General features: G+C 72.0%; 23 protein-coding genes. 15 read left to right on the top strand and 8 right to left on the bottom strand.

Going from position 1 to position 22,432, the window contains the following annotated elements:
• Positions 1-75 precede the first annotated feature (75 nt).
• From OHA81_RS09290 to OHA81_RS09280, 3 genes are read right to left on the bottom strand one after another with little or no spacing between them, the layout of a single operon-like run.
• Complete coding sequence (locus OHA81_RS09290) at positions 76-870, bottom strand: DsbA family protein (protein WP_329194520.1); 795 nt, start codon at positions 868-870, stop codon at positions 76-78.
• 53 nt (positions 871-923) lie between these two features.
• A complete protein-coding gene (locus OHA81_RS09285) occupies positions 924-1,616 on the bottom strand; it encodes a hypothetical protein (protein ID WP_329194518.1) in 693 nt (230 codons plus the stop codon).
• Positions 1,617-1,676: 60 nt separating this feature from the next.
• Positions 1,677-3,002: a DUF2252 domain-containing protein gene (locus tag OHA81_RS09280; RefSeq protein WP_329194516.1), complete on the bottom strand. Its 1,326-nt coding sequence runs from the start codon at positions 3,000-3,002 to the stop codon at positions 1,677-1,679.
• Positions 3,003-3,161: 159 nt separating this feature from the next.
• On the opposite strand from OHA81_RS09280, the gene dnaE reads away from it, so the two are divergent.
• Entirely contained in the window at positions 3,162-6,704 is a 3,543-nt protein-coding gene (dnaE, locus tag OHA81_RS09275; RefSeq protein WP_329194514.1) for a DNA polymerase III subunit alpha, read from the top strand.
• 88 nt (positions 6,705-6,792) lie between these two features.
• Here the strand turns inward: dnaE and OHA81_RS09270 are convergent, their stop codons facing one another.
• Complete coding sequence (locus OHA81_RS09270) at positions 6,793-6,957, bottom strand: hypothetical protein (RefSeq protein ID WP_329194512.1); 165 nt, start codon at positions 6,955-6,957, stop codon at positions 6,793-6,795.
• A 213-nt stretch (positions 6,958-7,170) separates the two neighbouring features.
• Between OHA81_RS09270 and OHA81_RS09265 the strand changes: the two genes are divergently transcribed.
• The 4 genes from OHA81_RS09265 to OHA81_RS09250 are packed head-to-tail and all read left to right on the top strand — an operon-like array spanning position 7,171 to position 10,999.
• Positions 7,171-8,490: an NYN domain-containing protein gene (locus tag OHA81_RS09265; RefSeq protein WP_329194510.1), complete on the top strand. Its 1,320-nt coding sequence runs from the start codon at positions 7,171-7,173 to the stop codon at positions 8,488-8,490.
• A gap of 22 nt (positions 8,491-8,512) precedes the next feature.
• A complete protein-coding gene (locus OHA81_RS09260; RefSeq protein ID WP_443056485.1) occupies positions 8,513-9,568 on the top strand; it encodes an ABC transporter ATP-binding protein in 1,056 nt (351 codons plus the stop codon).
• Positions 9,565-10,341, top strand: coding sequence for an ABC transporter permease (locus OHA81_RS09255; protein ID WP_329194508.1), 777 nt, complete (start codon positions 9,565-9,567; stop codon positions 10,339-10,341). Before OHA81_RS09260 ends, OHA81_RS09255 begins: the two co-directional genes overlap by 4 nt.
• A 34-nt stretch (positions 10,342-10,375) precedes the next feature.
• Positions 10,376-10,999 carry a hypothetical protein gene (locus tag OHA81_RS09250; RefSeq protein WP_329194506.1) on the top strand — a complete coding sequence of 208 codons (624 nt, stop codon included), beginning with the start codon at positions 10,376-10,378 and terminating at the stop codon, positions 10,997-10,999.
• 47 nt (positions 11,000-11,046) lie between these two features.
• Here OHA81_RS09250 and ybaK read toward each other — a convergent pair whose 3' ends face one another.
• Genes ybaK through OHA81_RS09235 form a run of 3 tightly spaced genes read right to left on the bottom strand, consistent with a single transcriptional unit; the run spans position 11,047 to position 13,917 of the window.
• The gene (ybaK, locus tag OHA81_RS09245) at positions 11,047-11,544 is read right to left on the bottom strand and encodes a Cys-tRNA(Pro) deacylase (RefSeq protein WP_329194504.1); all 498 of its coding nucleotides are present in this window, start codon (positions 11,542-11,544) and stop codon (positions 11,047-11,049) included.
• The gene (locus OHA81_RS09240) at positions 11,544-12,284 is read right to left on the bottom strand and encodes an LON peptidase substrate-binding domain-containing protein (protein ID WP_329194502.1); all 741 of its coding nucleotides are present in this window, start codon (positions 12,282-12,284) and stop codon (positions 11,544-11,546) included. Before OHA81_RS09240 ends, ybaK begins: the two co-directional genes overlap by 1 nt.
• 34 nt (positions 12,285-12,318) lie before the next feature.
• Positions 12,319-13,917 carry an oxidoreductase gene (locus OHA81_RS09235; protein ID WP_329194500.1) on the bottom strand — a complete coding sequence of 533 codons (1,599 nt, stop codon included), beginning with the start codon at positions 13,915-13,917 and terminating at the stop codon, positions 12,319-12,321.
• 135 nt (positions 13,918-14,052) lie between these two features.
• Between OHA81_RS09235 and hisD the strand changes: the two genes are divergently transcribed.
• The 8 genes from hisD to hisF are packed head-to-tail and all read left to right on the top strand — an operon-like array spanning position 14,053 to position 19,754.
• Complete coding sequence (hisD, locus tag OHA81_RS09230) at positions 14,053-15,375, top strand: histidinol dehydrogenase (RefSeq protein ID WP_329194498.1); 1,323 nt, start codon at positions 14,053-14,055, stop codon at positions 15,373-15,375.
• Positions 15,372-16,481 (top strand): histidinol-phosphate transaminase, encoded by a 1,110-nt coding sequence (locus tag OHA81_RS09225; RefSeq protein ID WP_329194496.1) that lies wholly within the window; start codon positions 15,372-15,374, stop codon positions 16,479-16,481. The genes hisD and OHA81_RS09225 overlap by 4 nt, the downstream gene beginning before the upstream one ends.
• Complete coding sequence (gene hisB / locus OHA81_RS09220; protein WP_136230470.1) at positions 16,478-17,071, top strand: imidazoleglycerol-phosphate dehydratase HisB; 594 nt, start codon at positions 16,478-16,480, stop codon at positions 17,069-17,071. Before OHA81_RS09225 ends, hisB begins: the two co-directional genes overlap by 4 nt.
• Positions 17,072-17,073: 2 nt before the next feature.
• Entirely contained in the window at positions 17,074-17,241 is a 168-nt protein-coding gene (locus OHA81_RS09215) for a hypothetical protein (protein ID WP_329194494.1), read from the top strand.
• Positions 17,238-17,888 (top strand): imidazole glycerol phosphate synthase subunit HisH, encoded by a 651-nt coding sequence (gene hisH, locus OHA81_RS09210; protein ID WP_329194493.1) that lies wholly within the window; start codon positions 17,238-17,240, stop codon positions 17,886-17,888. Before OHA81_RS09215 ends, hisH begins: the two co-directional genes overlap by 4 nt.
• Entirely contained in the window at positions 17,888-18,619 is a 732-nt protein-coding gene (priA, locus tag OHA81_RS09205; protein ID WP_329194491.1) for a bifunctional 1-(5-phosphoribosyl)-5-((5-phosphoribosylamino)methylideneamino)imidazole-4-carboxamide isomerase/phosphoribosylanthranilate isomerase PriA, read from the top strand. The genes hisH and priA overlap by 1 nt, the downstream gene beginning before the upstream one ends.
• Entirely contained in the window at positions 18,616-19,002 is a 387-nt protein-coding gene (locus OHA81_RS09200; RefSeq protein ID WP_329194489.1) for a RidA family protein, read from the top strand. The genes priA and OHA81_RS09200 overlap by 4 nt, the downstream gene beginning before the upstream one ends.
• A complete protein-coding gene (gene hisF / locus OHA81_RS09195) occupies positions 18,999-19,754 on the top strand; it encodes an imidazole glycerol phosphate synthase subunit HisF (RefSeq protein WP_329194487.1) in 756 nt (251 codons plus the stop codon). The genes OHA81_RS09200 and hisF overlap by 4 nt, the downstream gene beginning before the upstream one ends.
• A gap of 75 nt (positions 19,755-19,829) precedes the next feature.
• On the opposite strand, the gene OHA81_RS09190 is transcribed toward hisF, so the two are convergent.
• On the bottom strand, positions 19,830-20,462 hold the full coding sequence (locus tag OHA81_RS09190) for a TIGR03085 family metal-binding protein (RefSeq protein WP_329194485.1): 633 nt from the start codon (positions 20,460-20,462) through the stop codon (positions 19,830-19,832).
• Positions 20,463-20,554: 92 nt separating this feature from the next.
• Here OHA81_RS09190 and hisI point away from each other — a divergent pair, with 92 nt between their 5' ends.
• Both hisI and OHA81_RS09180 read left to right on the top strand, forming a co-directional pair.
• Positions 20,555-20,911 carry a phosphoribosyl-AMP cyclohydrolase gene (gene hisI / locus OHA81_RS09185; protein WP_329194483.1) on the top strand — a complete coding sequence of 119 codons (357 nt, stop codon included), beginning with the start codon at positions 20,555-20,557 and terminating at the stop codon, positions 20,909-20,911.
• A gap of 19 nt (positions 20,912-20,930) precedes the next feature.
• Positions 20,931-22,421, top strand: a complete 1,491-nt coding sequence (locus OHA81_RS09180; protein WP_329194480.1) for an anthranilate synthase component I — start codon at positions 20,931-20,933, stop codon at positions 22,419-22,421.
• The last annotated feature ends 11 nt before the right edge of the window (positions 22,422-22,432 follow it).

Here is a 22,432-nt window from a genome sequence, read left to right as displayed (position 1 = left end):
ACTCTGGGAGTTCGCCCGCCCGTTGCCCGCCCGTTCGCCCGCCGGTTTCCCCGCAGGTCGTCCCGGCAGGGGGAATCAGCCCGCCAGGGCCTTGTCGATCGCCGCCGTGTACGCCTCGGGCGTGGACGGGGTGTCGATCTTCTTGCCGTCCATCTTGAGCGTCGGGGTGCCCGTCACCCCGGACTTGTTGAAGGCCTTCGCCATGTCCATCGCCCACCGGTCGTACGTGCCGTCCTCGACGGCCTTCTTGAACTCGGCGTTGCCCTTGAGCGCCGGAACCGTGTCAGCCACCTTGATCAGGTAGTCGTCCTTGGCGAAGCTGTCGACGGTCTCGTCCGGGTGCAGCTCCTTGGAGTACAGCGCCGCCTTGTAGTCGAGGAAGGCCTCCGGGCTGACGTTCAGCGCCGCGCCCAGCGCGCTCAGCGCGTTCTTCGATCCCTCGCCCTTGGCGCCGTTGTCGATGAAGGTGGCGCCGAAGTAGTGGAGCTTGTACTTGCCCGCGTCGACGTCCTTGCGCACCTGCGAGCCGACCGCCTGCTCGAAGGCCGCGCACGCCGGGCAGCGCGAGTCCTCGTAGAGCTCCAGGGTCTTCTTCGCGTCCGCCTTGCCGATGACGACCGTCAGGCCGTCGTCACCCGTGGTGTTCTTCGGCTTCACCAGCTCCGCCTTGGCGGCCTTCTCCCAGTGGGTGGGCTGGGTGTTCTGCACGACCAGGTAGCCGACGCCGCCCGCGACCGCGAGGGCGGCGACGACCGCGCCGGCCACGAACAGCTGGCGGCGCGCCCTGGCCCTCTTGGCCTGCTTCTCGCGCTCGATGCGCAGCCGCTCGCGGGCCGCCGCCTTGTTCGCCTGGCTGTTGCGTGCACTCATGTCGATCTCCGTGGAATTTCCGTGTGCAAGGGATGGGGGTCTGCCGTACCGGGTCAGGCGCTCGCGAGCGCCCCACGCCGTACGGGAGGTCCCCGCCGTCCCACGGAATGCGCCGGGAACCGGGTACGGGCCCCCGCACCCCGGGGCGCCGGCCGCACTGCCCGGCGCGCCGGCCCGCCCGCCGCCACCACCGCGGACACCGCCCACAGCAGCGGCCGGAACGCCAGGGCGCCGACGGCCCGCAGCAGCCGGCCCAGTGCCCGCTCCCCGTACCGCAGCCATACGGCGGCCAGCAGCCCCGCCGACACGTGGGCGCCCAGCAGCAGCCAGGGCGTCCACGGCCCGGCCGCCGCGAGCAGCGCCGCCGGATCGGAGGCGGGACCCCCCACCCCGGCCAGCGGTCCCCCGACCGGGGCGCCGCCACAGAGTTCGTCCAGGCCCAGCGCGTGCAGCGGTCCGGCGACCGGGCCGCCCGCAGGGCCGTAGCAGAAGTGCTGTCCGGCGGTGAAGACGGTGTCGGCCGCCAGCTCCAGCGGCACCAGCAGCCCCGCGATGGCGCCGAGGCCCCGCTCCCGGCCGGCCAGCGCGAAGGCGAGCGCGAACACGGCGGCGAAGGCCCCGCCCACCAGCGCGGGGGGCAGTGGCACCCGGGACAGCACGACGTGCGAGCCGGTCGAGAGCAGCACGACGAGCGCGCTGAACAGCGCGGCCCGCAGCCCTCGGATCCCTGCCCCGGATATGTCCATCCCGGCGAGTCTGCCACGACAGCCTGTGAATCCGGGGCCGGGGGGCGGGGCGGGCCCCGACTACGGCGTGAGACGACCGTTGCGGAACAGGTCCACGAAGATCTGGTGGTCGGCGCGCGCCCGGGCCCCGTAGGCGTGGGCGAAGTCGACCAGCAGCTCCCCGAAGCCCTCCTCGTCGGCGGCGATCGCCGCGTCGATGGCCCGCTCGGTGGAGAAGGGGACCAGGGAGTGGCCGCTCTCCGCCTCGTCCGCCGACGCGTGCATGGTCGCCGTCGCCCGGCCCAGGTCCGCGACGACGGCCGCGATCTCCTCCGGGTCGTCCAGGTCGGACCAGTCCAGGTCCACGGCGTACGGGGAGACCTCCGCCACCAGCTGGCCCGCGCCGTCCAGCTCCGTCCAGCCCAGCCACGGGTCGGCGTGCGCCTGCAGGGCCCGCTGGGAGATCACCGTGCGGTGCCCCTCGTGCAGGAAGTACTCCCGCACGGCCCGCTCGGTGATGTGCCGGGACACCGCAGGGGTCTGCGCCTGCTTGAGGTAGATCACGACGTCGTTCTCCAGGGCGTCGCTGTGCCCCTCCAGCAGGATGTTGTACGAGGGCAGCCCGGCCGAGCCGATGCCCACGCCCCGCCGCCCCACCACGTCCTTGACCCGGTAGGAATCCGGCCGCACCAGGGACTCCTCCGGCAGGGTCTCCAGGTACCCGTCGAAGGCGGCCAGCACCTTGTAGCGGGTGGCCGCGTCCAGCTCCAGCGTGCCGGGACCGGAGGTGAAGCGGCGCTCGTAGTCCCTGATCTCGGTCATCGACGCCAGCAGCTCGAACCGGGTCCGGGACCGGGCCGCGCGCAGGGCCTCCAGCAGCGGGCCCTCGGAGGTGTCCAGCGTGAAGGACGGGACCTCCTCGTGCTTGGCGCCGGCCGCCAGGCGGTGGATCCGCTCCCGGTAGGCGGCCGCGTAGATCCGCACCAGCTCGCTGATCTGGCCGTCGCTGAGCGCCTTGGTGTAGCCGAGCAGGGCGACGGAGGCCGCGAAGCGCTTGAGGTCCCAGGTGAAGGGGCCGACGTACGCCTCGTCGAAGTCGTTGATGTTGAAGATCAGCCGGCCGTTGGCATCCATGTACGTGCCGAAGTTCTCGGCGTGCAGGTCGCCGTGGATCCACACCCGGCCCGTCCGCTCGTCCAGGTACGGGCCGCCGTGCCGGTCCCGCTCCAGATCGGCGTAGAACAGGCAGGCCGTGCCGCGGTAGAAGGCGAAGGCGGAGGCCGCCATCTTCCGGAATTTCACCTGGAAGGCAGCGGGGTCGGCGGCGAGCAGCTCACCGAAAGCGGTGTCGAACACGTCGAGTATCTGCTCGGCGCGCTGCTCGTTCGTCGTCTCGGGGACCGCCATGGCGGGTTCCTCCTGGTGGCGCGTGTGCCAATCGGTTTTCGGACAGGTGTTCCTGGCCGGTGCAACGCCTGACCGTACCGGTCAGTGCCCCGGATGTGTCACCGGCCCGACGTAGGATTCGAAGTCGCCCCCCACTCCCGTCGCCGGAGGACCCCCACCGTGACCAAGCCGCCGTTCACGCACCTGCACGTCCACACCCAGTACTCGCTGCTGGACGGTGCCGCGCGGCTCAAGGACATGTTCAACGCGTGCAACGAGATGGGCATGACGCACATCGCGATGTCCGACCACGGCAACCTGCACGGCGCCTACGACTTCTTCCACTCCGCGCAGAAGGCCGGGGTCACGCCGATCATCGGCATCGAGGCGTACGTGGCGCCCGAGTCCCGGCGCAACAAGCGCCGCATCCAGTGGGGCCAGCCGCACCAGAAGCGCGACGACGTCTCCGGCTCCGGTGGTTACACCCACAAGACGATCTGGGCGGCGAACGCCACCGGCCTGCACAACCTCTTCCGGCTGTCCTCCGACGCGTACGCCGAGGGCTGGCTCACCAAGTGGCCCCGCATGGACAAGGAGACCATCGCCAAGTGGTCCGAGGGGCTGATCGCCTCCACCGGCTGCCCCTCCGGCGAACTCCAGACCCGCCTTCGCCTCGGCCAGTTCGACGAGGCCCTCAAGGCCGCCTCCGAATACCAGGACATCTTCGGCAAGGAGCGGTACTTCCTGGAGCTGATGGACCACGGCATCGAGATCGAGCGCCGGGTCCGCGACGGGCTGCTGGAGATCGGCAAGAAGCTCGGCATCCCGCCGCTGGTCACGAACGACTCGCACTACACGTACGCGCACGAGGCCACCGCGCACGACGCCCTGCTGTGCATCCAGACCGGCAAGAACCTCTCCGACCCGGACCGCTTCCGTTTCGACGGCACCGGCTACTACCTCAAGTCCACGGACGAGATGTACGCCATCGACTCCTCGGACGCCTGGCAGGAGGGCTGCGCCAACACCCGGCTGGTCGCCGAGCAGGTCGACACCGAAGGCATGTTCCAGTTCCGGAACCTGATGCCGAAGTTCGACATCCCCGAGGGCTACACCGAGGTCACCTGGTTCCGCGAGGAGACCATGCGCGGCATGCACCGCCGCTACCCGGGAGGCATCCCGGAGGACCGGATGAAGCAGGCCGAGTACGAGATGGACACGATCATCTCGATGGGCTTCCCCGGCTACTTCCTCGTCGTCGCCGACTTCATCATGTGGGCCAAGAACCAGGGCATCGCGGTCGGCCCCGGCCGCGGCTCCGCGGCCGGTTCGATCGTCGCGTACGCCATGGGCATCACCGACCTCGACCCCCTGACCCACGGCCTGATCTTCGAGCGCTTCCTCAACCCCGAGCGCGTCTCCATGCCCGACGTCGACATCGACTTCGACGAGCGCAGGCGCGTCGAGGTGATCCGGTACGTGACCGAGAAGTACGGCGCCGACAAGGTCGCCATGATCGGCACCTACGGCACCATCAAGGCCAAGAACGCGATCAAGGACTCGGCGCGCGTCCTCGGCTACCCCTACGCGATGGGCGACCGCCTCACCAAGGCCATGCCCGCCGACGTCCTCGGCAAGGGCATCCCGCTCTCCGGCATCCTCGACCCCAAGCACCCGCGCTACGGCGAGGCCGGCGAGATCCGCGGGATGTACGAGAACGAACCGGACGTCAAGAAGGTCATCGACACCGCCATGGGCGTCGAGGGCCTGGTGCGCCAGATGGGCGTCCACGCAGCCGGCGTGATCATGTCCAGCGAGACGATCACCGACCACGTACCCGTCTGGGTGAGGCACACCGACGGCGTCACCATCACCCAGTGGGACTACCCGAGCTGCGAGTCGCTCGGCCTGCTCAAGATGGACTTCCTGGGCCTGCGCAACCTCACGATCATGGACGACGCCGTCAAGATGGTGAAGGCCAACAAGGGGATCGACATCGATCTCCTGGCCCTCCCGCTCGACGACCCGAAGACCTTCGAGCTCCTCGGCCGCGGTGACACCCTCGGCGTCTTCCAGTTCGACGGCGGCCCCATGCGCTCGCTGCTGCGCCTGATGAAGCCCGACAACTTCGAGGACATCTCCGCCGTCTCGGCCCTGTACCGGCCGGGCCCGATGGGCATGAACTCGCACACCAACTACGCCCTGCGCAAGAACAAGCAGCAGGAGATCACCCCGATCCACCCCGAGCTGGAAGAGCCGCTCGAAGAGGTGCTCGCGGTCACCTACGGCCTGATCGTCTACCAGGAGCAGGTTCAGAAGGCCGCCCAGATCATCGCCGGGTACTCGCTCGGCGAGGCCGACATCCTGCGCCGCGTGATGGGCAAGAAGAAGCCCGAGGAGCTGGCGAAGAACTTCACCATCTTCCAGGCCGGTGCCCGCAAGAACGGCTACAGCGACCAGGCGATCCAGGCGCTGTGGGACGTGCTGGTCCCCTTCGCCGGCTACGCCTTCAACAAGGCGCACTCCGCCGCCTACGGCCTGGTCTCCTACTGGACCGCCTACCTCAAGGCGAACTTCCCGGCCGAGTACATGGCCGGCCTGCTCACCTCGGTCAAGGACGACAAGGACAAGTCCGCGATCTACCTGAACGAGTGCCGCCGCATGGGCATCAAGGTGCTCCCGCCGAACGTCAACGAGTCCGAGCCGAACTTCGCCGCCCAGGGCGACGACGTGATCCTCTTCGGCCTCACCGCGGTGCGCAACGTCGGCCAGAACGTCGTGGACTCGATCATCAAGACCAGGAAGGCCAAGGGGAAGTTCTCCTCCTTCCCCGACTTCCTGGACAAGGTCGAGGCCGTCGTCTGCAACAAGCGGACCGTCGAGTCGCTGATCAAGGCCGGCGCCTTCGACGAGATGGGCCACACCCGCAAGGGCCTGGTCGCCCACCACGAATCGATGATCGACAACGTGGTCGCGGTCAAGCGCAAGGAGGCCGAGGGCCAGTTCGACCTGTTCGGCGCAATGGGTGACGAGGGCGCCGCCGACGAACCCGGCTTCGGGCTCGACGTGGAGTTCTCCGACGTCGAGTGGGAGAAGTCGTACCTGCTCGCCCAGGAGCGCGAGATGCTCGGCCTCTACGTCTCCGACCACCCCCTCTTCGGCCTGGAACACGTCCTGTCGGACAAGACGGACGCCGGCATCTCCCAGCTCACGGGCGGCGAGCACTCCGACGGCGCCCTCGTCACCATCGGCGGCATCATCTCCGGCCTCCAGCGCAAGATGACCAAGCAGGGCAACGCCTGGGCGATCGCCACCGTCGAGGACCTCGCCGGTTCCATCGAATGCATGTTCTTCCCGGCGACCTACCAGCTCGTCTCCACCCAGCTGGTCGAGGACACCGTCGTCTTCGTCAAGGGCCGCCTCGACAAGCGCGAGGACGTGCCCCGCCTGGTCGCGATGGAGATGATGGTCCCCGACCTGTCCTCCGCCGGGACCAACGCCCCCGTGGTCCTGACCATCCCCACCGTCAAGGTCACCCCGCCGATGGTGACCCGTCTGGGGGAGATCCTGCGCCACCACCGGGGCAACACCGAGGTACGGATCAAGCTCCAGGGGCCGCGCACGACCACCGTCCTGCGCCTCGACAAGCACCGCGTCCAGCCCGACCCCGCGCTCTTCGGCGACCTCAAGGTGCTCCTCGGCCCGTCCTGCCTGGCCGGCTAGGGCACGCCGCTCCCACGCGCGAGGGCGCGCCCGGAACTCCGGGCGCGCCCTCCCCGCAGGTGCGGGGAACCGTCGGTCGTGGGGACCGTCAGTTGTGGCCGAACTTCTTCTCCTTGCGCTTGCCCGCCATGTGCATCGGGCTCGGCGCCGACGACGGCTCGGGAGAGGTCTGCACCGAGCTCTTCGACTGATCCTGGGCCTGAGCGCGGTCCGAGGTCTTGGCGGGCTGCCGGGTGTTCTTGTTCTTGGCCATGGGAAGCCTCCGTGAGGGGTGTAGGGGCCAGGGCCGCCTTCACACTCACACAGCACCGGAAACCGCGCATTTTGGATCATTGCTCCGCGCAGTCGCGGGCCCGTCGCGGGTGATACGTGAGATACGCCACGCCGATGATCGAGTTCCGGCCGTCAACACCCTTGCGGTCGGGCAGACTCGGGGAAAACCTATCGAGGACCCCCAGGGAAGAGGGTGGAACGCGTGGACCGCTGCGTCGTCCTGGTGGACGCCGGCTACCTGCTGGGCGCCGCCGCCAGCCTTCTCGCTGGGGAGCCCTCCCGCTCCCGCATCACCGTCGACCACACCGCCCTCATCCAGGGCCTGCGCGAACGCGCGGAAGCCGACACCCAGCAGCCGCTGCTGCGCATCTACTGGTTCGACGGCGCCCCCGACCGGGTGCCCCAGCCCGAGCACCGGCGGCTGCGCGTGATGCCCCGGGTCACCGTCCGCCTCGGCGCCCTGACGCGCAGCGACGGACGCTGGGCGCAAAAGGGCGTGGACGCCGCCATGCACGCCGAACTCACCGAACTGGCCCGCAACCGGGCCTGCTCGGACGTCGTCCTCGTCACCGGCGACGGAGACCTGCTGCCCGGGCTGATGTCCGCCAAGGAACACGGGGTCGCCGTCCACCTGTGGGCCGTCCAGGCCGCCGACGGCGACTACAACCAGTCCGAGGACCTCGTCGCCGAAGCCGACGAACGCCGTGTCCTGGACCGGGTCTGGATCACCCGGGCCGTCCGCGCCAAGGACCTCTCCGGACTGTGCTCCCCGGCGCCCGCCCCGCGCCCCGAGATCGCCGCCATCCTCTCCGCCCCGCTGCCCGAGGCGGCGCTCGCCGAAGCCGCCCGCAACGGCACCCCCGCGGGCGCCCCCACCACCGCCGAGCGCGCAGCGCCCGTACCGGCCCCCGCCGCCGAAGGCGCCGCCGAGGGGACCGGCGAGGGCGCCAGACCCGTACCCACCCCGAAGGACCTCGCCGCCCTGCGCGCGCCCGGCGTCACCGCGGCCCCGCAGAACGCGGCCGGAGCGCCGGCCAGCCCGGCCGGCAGCGCCCTGCGCTGGTCCTCCGACAAGGGCTGGATCGACCGGGCCGGACCGCTCGGCGAACCCGCCGAGACCGCCTCCCTGCCCACCCTCGCCCAGCTCACCAGCGCCGAGCAGCGCTGGGCGGACCGGGAGGAGGACATCACCACCGTCGGGGGTGACCCGTTCGAGGTCGGCCAGGTGTTCGCCCGGCGCTGGATGGAACGGCTCCCCGAAGTCGGCCACCTGCAGAAACTCGCCACCATGTACCCGCGGATCCCGCACCGCATCGACGGGGAGCTGCTGCGCTACGCCGCCCGGTTCGGCCTGCTCGCCCACAAGGACGACCAGATCGACGAGCACGACCGGTACGCCATCCGGGCCGGCTTCTGGCGCGAGATCGACGTCCGCGCCGCCGCCGAGCACGTGACGGGCCCGGGCGCCGCCGTGCCCGGGCCGGCGGCGACCCCGGCGGCCGACCAGGGATGAAAGCCGCGTAGGCTGCTCCCTCGTGAGCACGGGCACAGCAAGCGCGAAACAGGACACGGCACCGGCCGCGGCTGTGACCTCCGAGGCGGGTGCCCGCGACGTCGTCTGCGCGGTACGCGGCCTCGTCAAGACCTACCCGGCGGTGCGCGGCCGGCGCGGGGCCCCCGCCCTGCCCGAGACCCGCGCCAACGACGAGATCAGCCTGGACGTCCGGCGCGGCGAGGTGTTCGGCCTGCTCGGCCCCAACGGCGCCGGCAAGTCCACTCTCGTCCGCCAGCTCACCGGCCTGATGCGGCCCGACGCCGGAACCGTGACGCTGCTCGGCCACGACCTCGTACGCCACCCCGAGCGGGCCTCCCGCCTCCTGGCCTACCTCGGCCAGGAATCCACCGCCCTGGACGAGCTCACCGTCGCCCTGGCCGCCGAGACCACCGGCCGGCTGCGCGGACTCGGCGCGCGGGCGGCGCGCACCGCGCGGGACGCCGTACTGGAGGAACTCGGGCTGACCGCGCTCGCCGGACGGCCCCTCAAGAAGCTCTCCGGCGGCCAGCGGCGGCTGGCCTGCTTCGCCGCCGCGCTGATCGGCGAGCGGCCCGTCCTGGTCCTCGACGAGCCCACCACCGGCATGGACCCGGTGGCCCGGCGCGCCGTGTGGAGCGCCGTCGACCGGCGCCGCGCGAGCCACGGGGCCACCGTCCTGCTCGTCACCCACAACGTCATCGAGGCCGAGACCGTACTGGACCGGGTCGCCGTCATCGACCACGGCCGGGTCATCGCCTGCGACACCCCGGCCGGACTCAAGGCGACGGTGTCCGGCGAGGTACGGCTGGAGCTGGTGTGGCGCACCGCCGCGCCGCTGGAGGTGCCGGAGGTCGCGGAACTGGCCCCCGCGGCCGTGGTCTCCGGGCGGCGCTGGGTGCTGCGGCTGACGCCCGACCGGGCGCGCGCCGCCGTCGCCGCGGTGACCGGCGGGCCGGCCTTCGCCGCGCTCGACGACTTCACCCTGGCCACGCCGAGCCTGGAGGACGTCTACCTGGCCCTGGGGGGCCGCGCCTCGAAGGGGCTGGTGAAGTCGTGACCGCCGCCGTCACTTGCGCGGGCGCGCTGGCGCCCCGGGCCCGGTTCTTCCCCGCGCTCGCCGCGGTGTACCGGGCGCAGCTGTCCCGGGCGCGGGTGGCGCGGATCCCGCTGCTGTTCGTGGCCACCTTCCAGTCCGTCGGGATCATGATCCTGATGCGGGGCGTGGTGGACGGCGGCTCCGAGGCGCGGGCGGTGGTCGCCGGATCGTCCGTACTGGTCGTCGCCTTCGTCGCGCTGAACCTGCTCGCGCAGTACTTCGGCCAGCTGCGGGCCGGCGGGGGGCTCGACCACTACGCCACCCTGCCGGTGCCGCCCGCCTCCGTGGTGCTGGGCGCGGCCGCCGCCTACGCCTCCTTCACGGTGCCGGGAACGCTGGTGACCGCGGGGTTCGGGTGCGTGCTGTTCGGGCTGCCGATGGGCGGGCTGTGGATCCTGGGCGCGGTGGTGCCGCTGGCCGGGGCCGCGCTCGCGGGCCTGGGCGCGGCGCTCGGACTGCTGGCGCCCCGGCAGGAGCTGGCGACGCTGGCCGGGCAGCTCGGCATGTCGGCGGCGCTGCTGCTGGGGGTGCTGCCGCCGGAGCGGATGCCGGACGTGATCGTGTGGACGCGGGACCTGCTGCCCTCGACGTACGGGGTGGAGGCCTTCGCGCGGACCTTCGCTCCCGACCCCGACTGGGCGGCGGTCCTCTTCGACCTGGGCGTGTGCGGTGCGGTGGGCGTGCTGTCCCTGGCCGTCGCCACCTGGGCCTACCGGCGGGCAGCGGTCCGCTGACACCGCCGGCCCGGGGACCTGGCACGATGTGCGGGTGACCGAAGCCGTGACCCCGCAGCCGTCCCCGCCCCCGTCCCCCTTCGAAGAGGGCGCGCCGCCGCCCCGGAAGACCACGCCGGGCGATGTCCGGGACGGCGCCGCCGTCACCCTGGTGGTGGGGGTGGCCGGAGTGCTGCTCGGGGTGCTGTGGGCGTGGCTCGCGCCGAAGGTCCAGTACGTCTCCAACGGGCAGGCCGTGTTCCTGCGGAACTCCGAGGGCGAGGCGCGGATCGGCGCCGACGGGACGTTTCTGCTGCTCGCGGTCGGCTTCGGGCTGCTGAGCGCGGTCGCGGTCTTCCTGTGGCGGCGCCGGGGCGGGGTGCCGCTGGTGATCGGCCTGGGGGTGGGCTCCCTGTTCGCGGCGCTGGTGGGCTGGCGGCTGGGCCTGCGGCTGGGCCCGTCCGCGAACCTCCCGGCGGCGGCCGCGAAGGCGGGCCAGGGCGTCGCGTTCGACGCCCCGCTGCAACTGCTGGCGCACGGCGCGCTGCTGGCGTGGCCGTTGGCGGCCCTGGCCGCCCACCTCGTCCTGACGGCCGTCTTCACCCGGCCGGACCCCGCCTGGCCCCCGTACCCGGTCCCTTCGCCCCACACCCACGCCCCGGACCCGTCGCGGCCCTGACCGGCGGTGCCGCCGGCCCCGCCGGCGTGTGGGGCGCCCGGCGCGGGCTACCGGGCGATCGGCGCGACCACGGCCGACGTCAGCGACGTCAAGGTGGCCGGCGCCAGTTCGACCTCCAGGCCCCGGCGTCCCGCCGACACGCAGATCGTGCGGTGCCCGGACGCCGACGCGTCCACGACCGTCCGCAGCGCCCGCCGCTGCCCCAGCGGCGAGATGCCCCCCAGCACGTACCCCGTCGTCCGCTCCGCCAGCGCCGGGTCGGCCATCGCCGCCCGCTTCGCGCCCACTGCCCCGGCCAGCGCCTTGAGGTCGAGCGAGCCCGACACCGGGACCACCGCCACCGTCAGCACGCCGTCCACGTCCGCGACCAGCGTCTTGAACACCTGCGCCGGGGAGACGCCCATCTTCTGCGCCGCCTCCTGCCCGTACGAGGGGTGCGCGGGGTCGTGCTCGTAGGCGTGCGTGGTGAATTCGGCGCCGGCCGCCGTCAGGGCCGCGATCGCCGGGGTCGCCGCCCCGGTCGCCCCCGCCTTCTTCTTCCCCATCAGTTCAGGCTCGTCGGCGCGCGCGTCAGGTCGACCGCCGGCAGCGACGGCAGGTGCCGGATCACGGCCGTCTCCGTACGCAGCAGTTTCAGCTCCTCCGCCAGGCGCGTCGCCGTGTCGGGGGCCTGGAGCAGCCGCTGCCGCGCCGGGATGTCCAGTACGACCGCCGCCGCGACCAGGTACGAGACCACCGACGGCTCGTCGGGCAGTTCGGGCGCCGTGGACAGGGACCGCTCCCGCGCTCCCGCCAGCCGCTTCTGGTAGTTCCGGAACGCCCGCAGCACGCCCTCGGCCAGCGCTCCCGCGCCGTCGCCCGCGTCCTCCGTCAGCTCCTCCAGCTCGGCGACCAGGTACGGCCCCGAGGCGTCGACCGACAGCAGCCGCACCCGGGAGGTGCCGGTGGCCAGCACTTCGAAGCTGCCGTCCTCCCGCTCCCGGATCGTCGCGGCGTCCGCGATGCAGCCCACCCGGTGGAAGGCCTGGATCGGGTCCGCGCCGAAGCCCGCCGCCGGGCCGCGCTCCGGCAGCGTCGTCTGGTCGGGCAGACCCGGCGCGGTCGGTGCGACCTCCCAGCCGTCCCGGATCGCGACGACCGCGAAACGCCGCGGCTCGTCCTCGCCCGTCTTCTGCAACTCGCGCATCATGGCGCGATAACGCTCCTCGAAGACGTTCAGCGGCAGCACGAGGCCGGGGAACAGCACCGAGTTCAGCGGGAAGAGGGGCAGGCGAACGGAGGTCACGAGGCACAGGGTAGTGGCCCCGGGCCCGCAGCCGTCACCCCCGCCTCAGCAGCCGGGAGGCTCCCGCCGCCACCGTGGTGGCCAGGATCCACCCCAGCACCACGAGCGCCGAGGCGCACCACTGCCAGGCCCCGCCCGGCTTCCACTGGCCCTCGTGCCCCAGATCGATCACCGGCAGCAGCAGATCCAGGGCGTACAGGGCGGCACTCCACTGCGGATGCTCGTCCTCCTTGATCGGCGGCGGCGGGTGCCGGTGGAACAGCAGCGTGCCCGCCGCCCACAGCACCGCCATCCACAGCGCCGCCCGCCCCGGCCGGTACCCGTAGACCACCGTCCAGTCCTGGAGGTAGCCCCAGGCCTTGGCCGCGGGCGGCAGGGTCGCGCGCCGCCGCCGCTGCTTGGCCAGCAGCACCTCCCGGGCGTCGGCGTCCTCCCCGCTGGCCCGCAGCACCGCCGCCAGCCGCTCGTACGGCTCCGGCGAGTACTCCACGGTGGCCGCCTCCACCCAGGCCAGCCGGCGCGGCAGCGGGAAGTGCCCGCGGGGCGCGAGGATCTCGTACGAGAACCCCTCCATCACCAGCCGGCCCGGCCCCGGCCAGCTGGTGGACAGGTCGACCAGCTTGACCACCTTCGCCCCCGACAGCACGACCCGGCCCTGCTCGGGCTGCGCGCCGACGAAGCGCAGCTCCGGCGTGCTGATCCGCCGCAGCGACACCTCCTGCTCGGGCGACAGCAGGAACCGCGCCCCGTAGAAGTCGATCGCGTCACCGAAGCGGCCGTCGTCCAGGCGCATCCCGCCCTCGCACTCGAACGCCTGCGAGGCCTGGCCGGGCGCGGGCGTCTGTCCGACCCCGTACGGCGGCGTCTGCGTCCCCGAATCGCCCGGGGAGGAGTACAGGGCGATCGACGTCAGGTACAGGGTCCGCTCGACGGTCAGCTGCGGCGCGTTCAACGCGCGCCGCCCGACCGGGTTGCGCAGCCGGGCGCCGCGCAGGTTCATCGACACGCCGACCTTCGCGCCGCGCAGGCTGATCTCCCCGTAGGTCTCCAGCATGTCGCCCTGGAAGTCCTGGGCGACCGACATCCCGTCGGCGGTGATCGCCCGGCCCTTGTTGTCGGGCCGCACCACCGCGCGGCTGATCAGCAGGTCGGTGCCGATCTGCGCGTCCGTCAGCCGGATCCCGCGGGCCACCCGGGACGCGAGCAGGTGCAGGTCCCCCTCGGTGTGCAGCCGGGCCGCCTCCAGCCGGGGGATCGCGCAGTTCACCAGGCGCAGGGTGCAGGCCCGCGTCTCGGCCAGCTGGAGCTCGCTGTCGAAGCGGCACGACTGGAACTCGACGTACGGCTCGACCCTGCCCCCGGACAGCTCCAGCCGCCCCAGGATCCGGACGCCGCGCAGTTTCAGCGCCACCACCCGGCCCGGCACCGGAGGCGGCCCGTGGAGCAGCAGCAGCGCCACCACCTCGGCGCGGACGCTGCGCTCCGGTCCCCAGGGCCGGTCCGAATGCGGGTCGTCCTGGGCCGCGACACGCGCACTGAGATCACAAGTGCGACCCGTGCGGTACGCCTCCCACATGCGGTGCTCGGCGTCGGTGAGATCCACCGGCTCCGTCTCCGCGCGTACCTCCGCCATGGCGGCCCCCCTCCGCAGTCACATACGTGTAGGGGAACGCTAAGCGGCCGCTGTGACATCCGGGGACGCCCGGGGCGTGTATCAGCCAGTGATACGGGCGAACGGTGGCGGGAGCCGGTCTGAGAGAATTGGCACGTGATCTCTCGTATCGACCTGCGCGGTGACACCCTCCCCGAGGGTGGCGCCCTGCGCGATCTGCTGCCCCGTGCCGAGTTCGACGTGGAAGCCGCCCTGGAGAAGGTGCGGCCCATCTGCGAGGACGTGCACCATCGTGGCACGGCGGCGCTGATCGAGTACGCGCGCAAGTTCGACGGGGTCGAGCTCACCCGGGTCCGGGTCCCTGCGCAGGCCGTCGCGGCCGCCCTGGAACAGCTGGATCCGGCCGTCCGCGCCGCCCTGGAGGAGTCCATCCGGCGCGCCCGGATCGTGCACCGGGGCCAGCGCCGCAGCGAGCACACCACCCAGGTGGTCCCCGGCGGCACCGTGACCGAGAAGTGGGTTCCCGTCGAGCGCGTCGGCCTGTACGCGCCGGGCGGCCGCTCGGTGTACCCGTCCTCCGTGGTGATGAACGTCGTCCCCGCCCAGGAGGCCGGGGTCGGGTCCATCGCGCTCGCCTCCCCGCCGCAGGCCGAGTTCGGCGGCCTGCCGCACCCGACGATCCTCGCCGCCTGCGCCCTGCTCGGCGTCGACGAGGTGTACGCGGCCGGCGGAGCCCAGGCCGTCGCGATGTTCGCGTACGGCACCGAGGAGTGCGCGCCCGCCAACATGGTGACCGGCCCCGGCAACATCTGGGTCGCGGCCGCCAAGCGCTACTTCACCGGGAAGATCGGCATCGACACCGAGGCCGGCCCGACCGAGATCGCCGTCCTCGCGGACTCCACGGCCGACCCCGTGCACGTCGCCGCCGACCTGATCAGCCAGGCCGAGCACGACCCACTGGCCGCGGCCGTCCTGGTCACCGACTCCGAGGAGCTCGCGGCGGCCGTCGAGAAGGAGCTGGAACCGCAGGTCGCGGCCACCAAGCACGTCGAGGACCGGATCAAGCCGGCCCTCGCGGGCAAGCAGTCCGCGATCGTGCTGGTCGACAGCCTGGAGGACGGCCTCAGGGTCGTCGACGCGTACGGCGCCGAACACCTGGAGATCCAGACCGCCGACGCGGCCGCCTGGGCCGCCCGTGTGCGCAACGCCGGCGCGATCTTCGTCGGCCCCTGGGCGCCGGTCTCGCTCGGCGACTACTGCGCCGGGTCCAACCACGTCCTGCCCACCGGCGGCTGCGCCTGCCACTCCTCCGGCCTGTCCGTGCAGTCCTTCCTGCGCGGCATCCACATCGTCGACTACACGCGCGACGCCCTCGCCGAGGTCGCCCACCACGTGGTGACCCTCGCCGAGGCCGAGGACCTGCCGGCGCACGGCGCGGCCTTGAAGGCGCGCTTCGGCTGGAAGGTGCCGAACCAGTGACCTTCGGCATCGACGACCTCCCCATCCGCGACGAACTGCGCGGCAAGTCCCCCTACGGCGCCCCGCAGCTCGACGTGCCCGTCCAGCTGAACACCAACGAGAACCCGTACGAGCTGCCCGAACCGCTCGTGCGGCGCATCGCCGAACGCGTCGCCGACGCCGCCCGCACCCTCAACCGCTACCCCGACCGGGACGCGGTCGAGCTGCGGACGGAGCTCGCCAAGTACCTCACCCGCACCGGCAAGCACCCGGTCTCCCGGGAGAACGTCTGGGCCGCCAACGGCTCCAACGAGGTCATCCAGCAGCTGCTGCAGACCTTCGGCGGGCCCGGGCGGACCGCGATCGGCTTCGAGCCCTCGTACTCCATGCACGCGCTCATCGCGCGCGGCACCGGCACCGGCTGGATCTCCGGCCCGCGCCGGGAGGACTTCCGCGTGGACGTGGAGGCCGCCGAGCAGGCGATCGCCGAGCACGCGCCCGACGTCGTCTTCATCACCTCGCCCAACAACCCCACGGGCACCGCGGTCGAGGCGGAGACGGTCCTGGCCCTCTACGAGGCCGCGCAGGCGGCCAAGCCGTCCCTGGTGATCGTGGACGAGGCGTACGTGGAGTTCAGCCACCGGGACTCGCTCCTGCCGCTGATCGAGGGCCGCCCGAACCTGGTGGTCTCCCGGACCATGTCCAAGGCCTTCGGCGCCGCCGGCCTGCGCCTGGGCTACCTCGCCGCGCACCCGGCCGTGGTCGACGCCGTCCAGCTCGTACGGCTGCCGTACCACCTCTCGGCCGTCACCCAGGCGACCGCGCTGGCCGCCCTGGAACACACCGACACGCTCCTCGGCTACGTCGAACAGCTCAAGGCCGAACGGGACCGCCTGGTCGCCGAGCTGCGGGCCACCGGCTACGAGGTCACCGAGTCCGACGCGAACTTCATCCAGTTCGGCAGGTTCGAGGACTCCCACACCGCCTGGCAGAAGATCCTCGACCAGGGTGTCCTGGTCCGGGACAACGGCGTACCCGGATGGCTGCGGGTCACCGCGGGCACCCCGGCAGAGAACGACGCGTTCCTGGAAGCGGTTCGCGCACTGAAGAAGGAGCAGCACGCATGAGCCGCATCGGACGGGTCGAACGGACCACCAAGGAGACCTCGGTCGTCGTCGAGATAAACCTCGACGGAACCGGCAAGGTCGACGTCTCGACGGGCGTGGGCTTCTACGACCACATGCTCGACCAGCTCGGCCGCCACGGCCTCTTCGACCTCACGGTCAAGACCGACGGCGACCTGCACATCGACAGCCACCACACCATCGAGGACACCGCCCTCGCCCTCGGCGCCGCCTTCAAGCAGGCCCTCGGCGACAAGGTCGGCATCTACCGCTTCGGCAACTGCACCGTCCCGCTGGACGAGTCCCTCGCCCAGGTGACCGTCGACCTGTCGGGCCGCCCCTACCTCGTGCACACCGAGCCCGAGAACATGGCGCCGATGATCGGCTCGTACGACACCACGATGACCCGGCACATCTTCGAGTCCTTCGTCGCGCAGGCCCAGATCGCCCTGCACATCCACGTCCCGTACGGCCGCAACGCCCACCACATCGTGGAGTGCCAGTTCAAGGCCCTCGCCCGGGCCCTGCGCTACGCCGCCGAGTTCGACCCCCGCGCGGCCGGCATCCTGCCCTCCACGAAGGGCGCCCTCTAGCCGTGAACGGCCTCAACACCATCCTGATCGTCTTCGGCCTGTTCCTGGCCGGGGGCGTGTACTCCTTCCAGAAGCAGAAGATGCCCCTGTCGGTCGTCATCCTGCTCGCCATCGGCTCCGCGATGTGCCTCGCCGCCGGAGTCCTGCGAATCCAAGGAATCTGGGCATGAGCGCAGTACGCCCCACCAAGACCGTCGTGGTCTTCGACTACGGCTTCGGCAACGTCCGGTCCGCCGAGCGGGCGCTCGCGCGGGTCGGTGCGGACGTCGAGATCACCCGCGACTACGACAAGGCCATGGACGCGGACGGGCTGCTCGTCCCCGGCGTCGGGGCCTTCTCCGCCTGCATGCAGGGACTCAAGGACGTCCGCGGCGACTGGATCATCGGGCGCCGGCTGTCCGGCGGCAGGCCCGTCATGGGCATCTGCGTAGGCATGCAGATCCTCTTCGAACGCGGCATCGAGCACGGCGTGGAGACCGAGGGCCTGGACGAGTGGCCCGGCACGGTCGGCCCGCTCAAGGCCCCGATCGTGCCCCACATGGGCTGGAACACCGTCGACGCCCCCGAGGACAGCCAGGCCTTCGCCGGCCTCGACGCCGACGCCCGGTTCTACTTCGTGCACTCCTACGCGGCGCACGACTGGAGCCTGGAGGTCACCAACCCGCTGATCCGCGCCCCCAAGGTCACCTGGGCCACCCACGGCGAGCGTTTCGTCGCGGCGGTGGAGAACGGGGCCCTGTGGGCCACCCAGTTCCACCCCGAGAAATCCGGCGACGCCGGCGCCCAGCTCCTCACCAACTGGATCGAGACCCTGTGATGCCCGCACCCACGCTTGAGCTGCTCCCCGCGGTCGACGTCCGCGACGGCCAGGCCGTACGCCTCGTGCACGGCGTGTCCGGCAGCGAGACCTCGTACGGCTCCCCGCTGGAGGCGGCCCTCGCCTGGCAGCGCGCCGGCGCCGAATGGCTGCACCTGGTGGACCTGGACGCCGCCTTCGGCACCGGCGACAACCGCGCCCTGGTCGCCGAGATCACCGGCGCCATGGACATCAAGGTCGAGCTGTCCGGCGGCATCCGCGACGACGCCTCGCTCGCCGCCGCCCTCGCCACCGGCTGCACCCGCGTCAACCTCGGCACCGCCGCCCTGGAGACCCCCGAGTGGGCCGCCAAGGCGATCGCCGAGCACGGCGACAAGATCGCCGTCGGGCTCGACGTGCGCGGCACCACCCTCAAGGGCCGCGGCTGGACCAGCGAGGGCGGGGACCTGTACGAGACCCTGGCCCGCCTGGACTCCGAGGGCTGCGCCCGGTACGTCGTCACCGACATCGGCAAGGACGGCACGCTGACCGGCCCCAACCTGGAGCTGCTGCGGGGCGTCTGCGCCGCCACGGACCGGCCCGTCGTCGCCTCCGGCGGCATCTCCTCGCTGGACGACCTGCGGGCGCTGTCCGAGCTGGTGCCGCTGGGCGTCGAGGGCGCCATCGTCGGCAAGGCCCTGTACGCGAAGGCCTTCACCCTGGAAGAGGCCCTTCGGGTGGTGTCCGCATGAGCGCCTCCGACGCCGTGCGCCGGATCTCCTCCGGCGGCCCCTACGAGGACGTCATCGGCTACAGCCGGGCCGTCGCACTGCCCAACGGCCTGGTCCTGGTCTCCGGCTGCACCGCGGCCGACGGCGGCGGCCCCTACGAGCAGGCGATCACCGCCTTCGGCGTCGCGTTCAAGGCGTTGGAGCAGGCCGGTCTCGGCCCCGAGCACGTGGTGCGCACCCGGATGTACCTCACGCACGCCCGGGACGTGGACGACGTGGGCCGCGCCCACAAGGAGCTGTTCGACGCGGTGCGCCCCGCCGCGTCCATGATCATCGTTTCCGGCTTCGTCGACCCGTCCATGGTCGTCGAGGTCGAGGTCGAAGCGTACGGAGGTGCCGCATGACCCTGGCCGTACGGGTGATCCCCTGCCTGGACGTGGACAACGGCCGGGTCGTGAAGGGCGTCAACTTCCAGAACCTGCGGGACGCCGGCGACCCGGTGGAGATGGCCAAGCTCTACGACGCCGAGGGCGCGGACGAGCTGACCTTCCTCGACATCACCGCGTCCTCCGGCAACCGCGAGACGACCTATGACGTGGTGCGCAGGACGGCGGAACAGGTCTTCATCCCGCTGACCGTGGGCGGCGGCGTACGCACCGCCGACGACGTGGACAGGCTGCTGCGCGCGGGCGCGGACAAGGTGGGCGTGAACACGGCCGCCATCGAGCGGCCCGAGCTGATCCGGGAGATCGCGGAGCGGTTCGGCCGGCAGGTCCTGGTGCTCTCCGTGGACGCGCGGCGCACCGCGTCCGGTGCCTTCGAGGTCACCACGCACGGCGGCCGCAAGAGCGCCGGCATCGACGCCGTCGAGTGGGCGCACCGGGCCGCCGAGCTGGGCGCCGGGGAGATCCTGCTGAACTCGATGGACGCCGACGGCACGAAGGACGGCTACGACACCGAGATGATCGCCGCGGTCCGCGAGCACGTCCGCGTCCCGGTGATCGCCTCGGGCGGCGCCGGCAAGCTGGAGCACTTCCCGCCGGCCATCGAAGCGGGCGCCGACGCGGTCCTCGCCGCCTCGGTGTTCCACTTCGGCGACCTGCGCATCGGCGAGGTCAAGAACACCCTCCGCGAGGCCGGCCACCCGGTCCGCTGACGCCCGGTCCGGGCGGGGAGGGCGCTCCGGCCCACCCCGCCCCGTCCCGGTTTCCCGCTCCGGACGCTCAGGACGTCAGATTCCGAGCTTGGCCGTCGTCAGACGGGCGATGGCCTCCTTCGGGCCGTCCAGTTCCACCGCGGCCGCGTCCTGGCGGCCGAAGCAGAACAGCGTCAGCTCGCCCGGCTCGCCGGTGACCGTTACCACCGGGGTCCCCTTGTGGGCGACGGCCGTGCGGCCGTCCGGGCGGCGCAGCACCAGGCCGACCGGCGAACGGCGGCCCGTCAGGCGGGCCAGCTTCTCCAGGCGGGACCAGAGCGCGTCCGAGAACACCGGGTCCAGCTGCCGCGGCGACCAGTCGGGCTGGGCGCGCCGGACGTCCTCGGCGTGGACGTAGAACTCCACCGCGTTCGCCGCCTCGTCGATCTGCTTGACCGAGTACAGGGACAGCTTCGGCGGCCCGGTACGGATCAGCCGGATCAGTTCCTCGTAGGGCTTGGCGGCGTACTCGGCCATCGCCTTGTCCAGGCGGGCCTTGAGCACGTTCAGCAGCAGGCCGCCGGCCGCGTCCGGGCGGCGCTCCCGCACGACCACGTGCGCCGCCAGTTCCCGTGCGCTCCAGCCGTCGCACAGCGTCGGCGCCTCCGGTCCCGCCGCCTCCAACAGATCGGCCAGCAGCAGTCGTTCACGCTTCGCATGGGTAGACATGGTGGCCAGCCTACGGCCGGAACCCGCCCCGTGCCTGCTCATCAGGCGGACAGTCGTCGGTGATCGTGACCCGCGCCCGGCACAATGGCCCCATGAGTACGACCTCCCTCGATCCCGCCATCGCCGCCCGCCTGAGGCGCTCCGCGGACGGTCTGGTACCGGCCATCGCCCAGCAGTACGACACCGGTGAGGTGCTCATGCTCGGCTGGATGGACGACGAGGCCCTGCACCGGACCCTGACCACCGGACGCTGTACCTACTGGTCGCGCAGCCGTCAGGAGTACTGGGTCAAGGGGGATACTTCCGGCCACTTCCAGCACGTGAAGTCCGTCGCCCTCGACTGCGACGCCGACACCGTGCTCGTGAAGGTCGACCAGGTCGGGGCCGCCTGTCACACGGGTGCCCGGACCTGTTTCGACGCCGATGTCCTCCCGCTGGCCGCCGAATAGCTAGGTAGGGTCCCACGCCATGGATCTTGAGACGTTCCGCAAGCTCGCGGCCGACCGCCGCGTGATCCCCGTCAGCCGCAAGCTGCTCGCCGACGGGGACACCCCGGTCGGCCTCTACCGCAAGCTCGCCGCCGAACGCCCCGGCACCTTCCTGCTGGAGTCGGCGGAGAACGGCCGGTCCTGGTCCCGGTACTCCTTCATCGGCGTGCGCTCCGACGCCACCTTGACCGTCCGCGAAGGCCAGGCGCACTGGATCGGCGCCGCCCCCGTCGGCGTCCCCACCACCGGGGACCCCCTCGACGCGCTGCGCGCCACCGTCGAGGCCCTCCACACCCCCCGGGACAACGCACCGGGGACGCCCCCCTTCACCGGGGGCATGGTCGGCTACCTCGGCTACGACATCGTGCGCCGCCTGGAGCGCATCGGCGAACACGCCTCGGACGACCTGCGGCTGCCCGAACTGACCATGCTGCTCACCTCCGACCTGGCGGTCATGGACCACTGGGACGGCACGGTCCAGCTCATCGCCAACGCCATCAACCACAACGACCTCGACACCGGCGTGGACGAGGCGTACGCGGACGCCGTCGCCCGGCTCGACGCGATGGAGGCCGACCTCGCGCGGCCCGCCCCCTACGTGCCGACCCCGCTGCCCGCCTCCGAGCTGCCCGAGTTCTCCGCCCTGTGGGGCGGCGAGAAGTACCAGGCCGCCGTCGAGGACGTGAAGGAGCGGATCCGGGCCGGGGAGGCCTTCCAGGTCGTGCCGTCGCAGCGGTTCGAGACCCCGTGCAAGGCGTCCGCGCTGGACGTCTACCGGGTCCTGCGGGCCACCAACCCGTCCCCGTACATGTACCTCTTCCGCTTCGAGAACGGCTTCGACATCGTCGGGTCCAGCCCCGAGGCGCTGGTCAAGGTCGAGGACGGCCGGGCCATGGTGCACCCGATCGCCGGTACCCGGCACCGCGGCGCCACCCCGCAGGAGGACAACGAGCTCGCCGACGAGCTGCTGGCCGACCCGAAGGAGCGCGCCGAGCACCTGATGCTCGTCGACCTCGGCCGCAACGACCTGGGCCGGGTGTGCGAGCCGGGCTCCGTCGAGGTCGTCGACTTCATGAGCATCGAGCGCTACTCGCACGTCATGCACATCGTCTCGACCGTCACCGGCCGCGTCTCCGAGGGCAAGACCGCCTTCGACGTGCTCACCGCCTGCTTCCCGGCCGGCACCCTCTCCGGCGCGCCCAAGCCCCGCGCCATGCAGATCATCGAGGAGCTGGAGCCCTCCCGCCGGGGCCTGTACGGCGGGTGCGTCGGCTACCTCGACTTCGCCGGGGACTCCGACACGGCCATCGCCATCCGTACCGCGCTGCTGCGCGACGGCACCGCGTACGTGCAGGCCGGCGCGGGCGTCGTCGCGGATTCGGTGCCCGAGCTGGAGGACAACGAGTGCCGCAACAAGGCCGCCGCGGTGCTCCGCGCGGTGGGAGCGGCCAACCGCCTCCACGGCTCTTGAGCCGGTAGGGG

Origin of the sequence: Streptomyces sp. NBC_00667 (assembly GCF_036226825.1) — a bacterium.
Classification (GTDB): Bacteria; Actinomycetota; Actinomycetes; order Streptomycetales; family Streptomycetaceae; genus Streptomyces.
The sequence above is the reverse complement of the archived record's forward strand: the minus strand, read 5'-3'. Positions and strand labels throughout refer to the sequence as shown.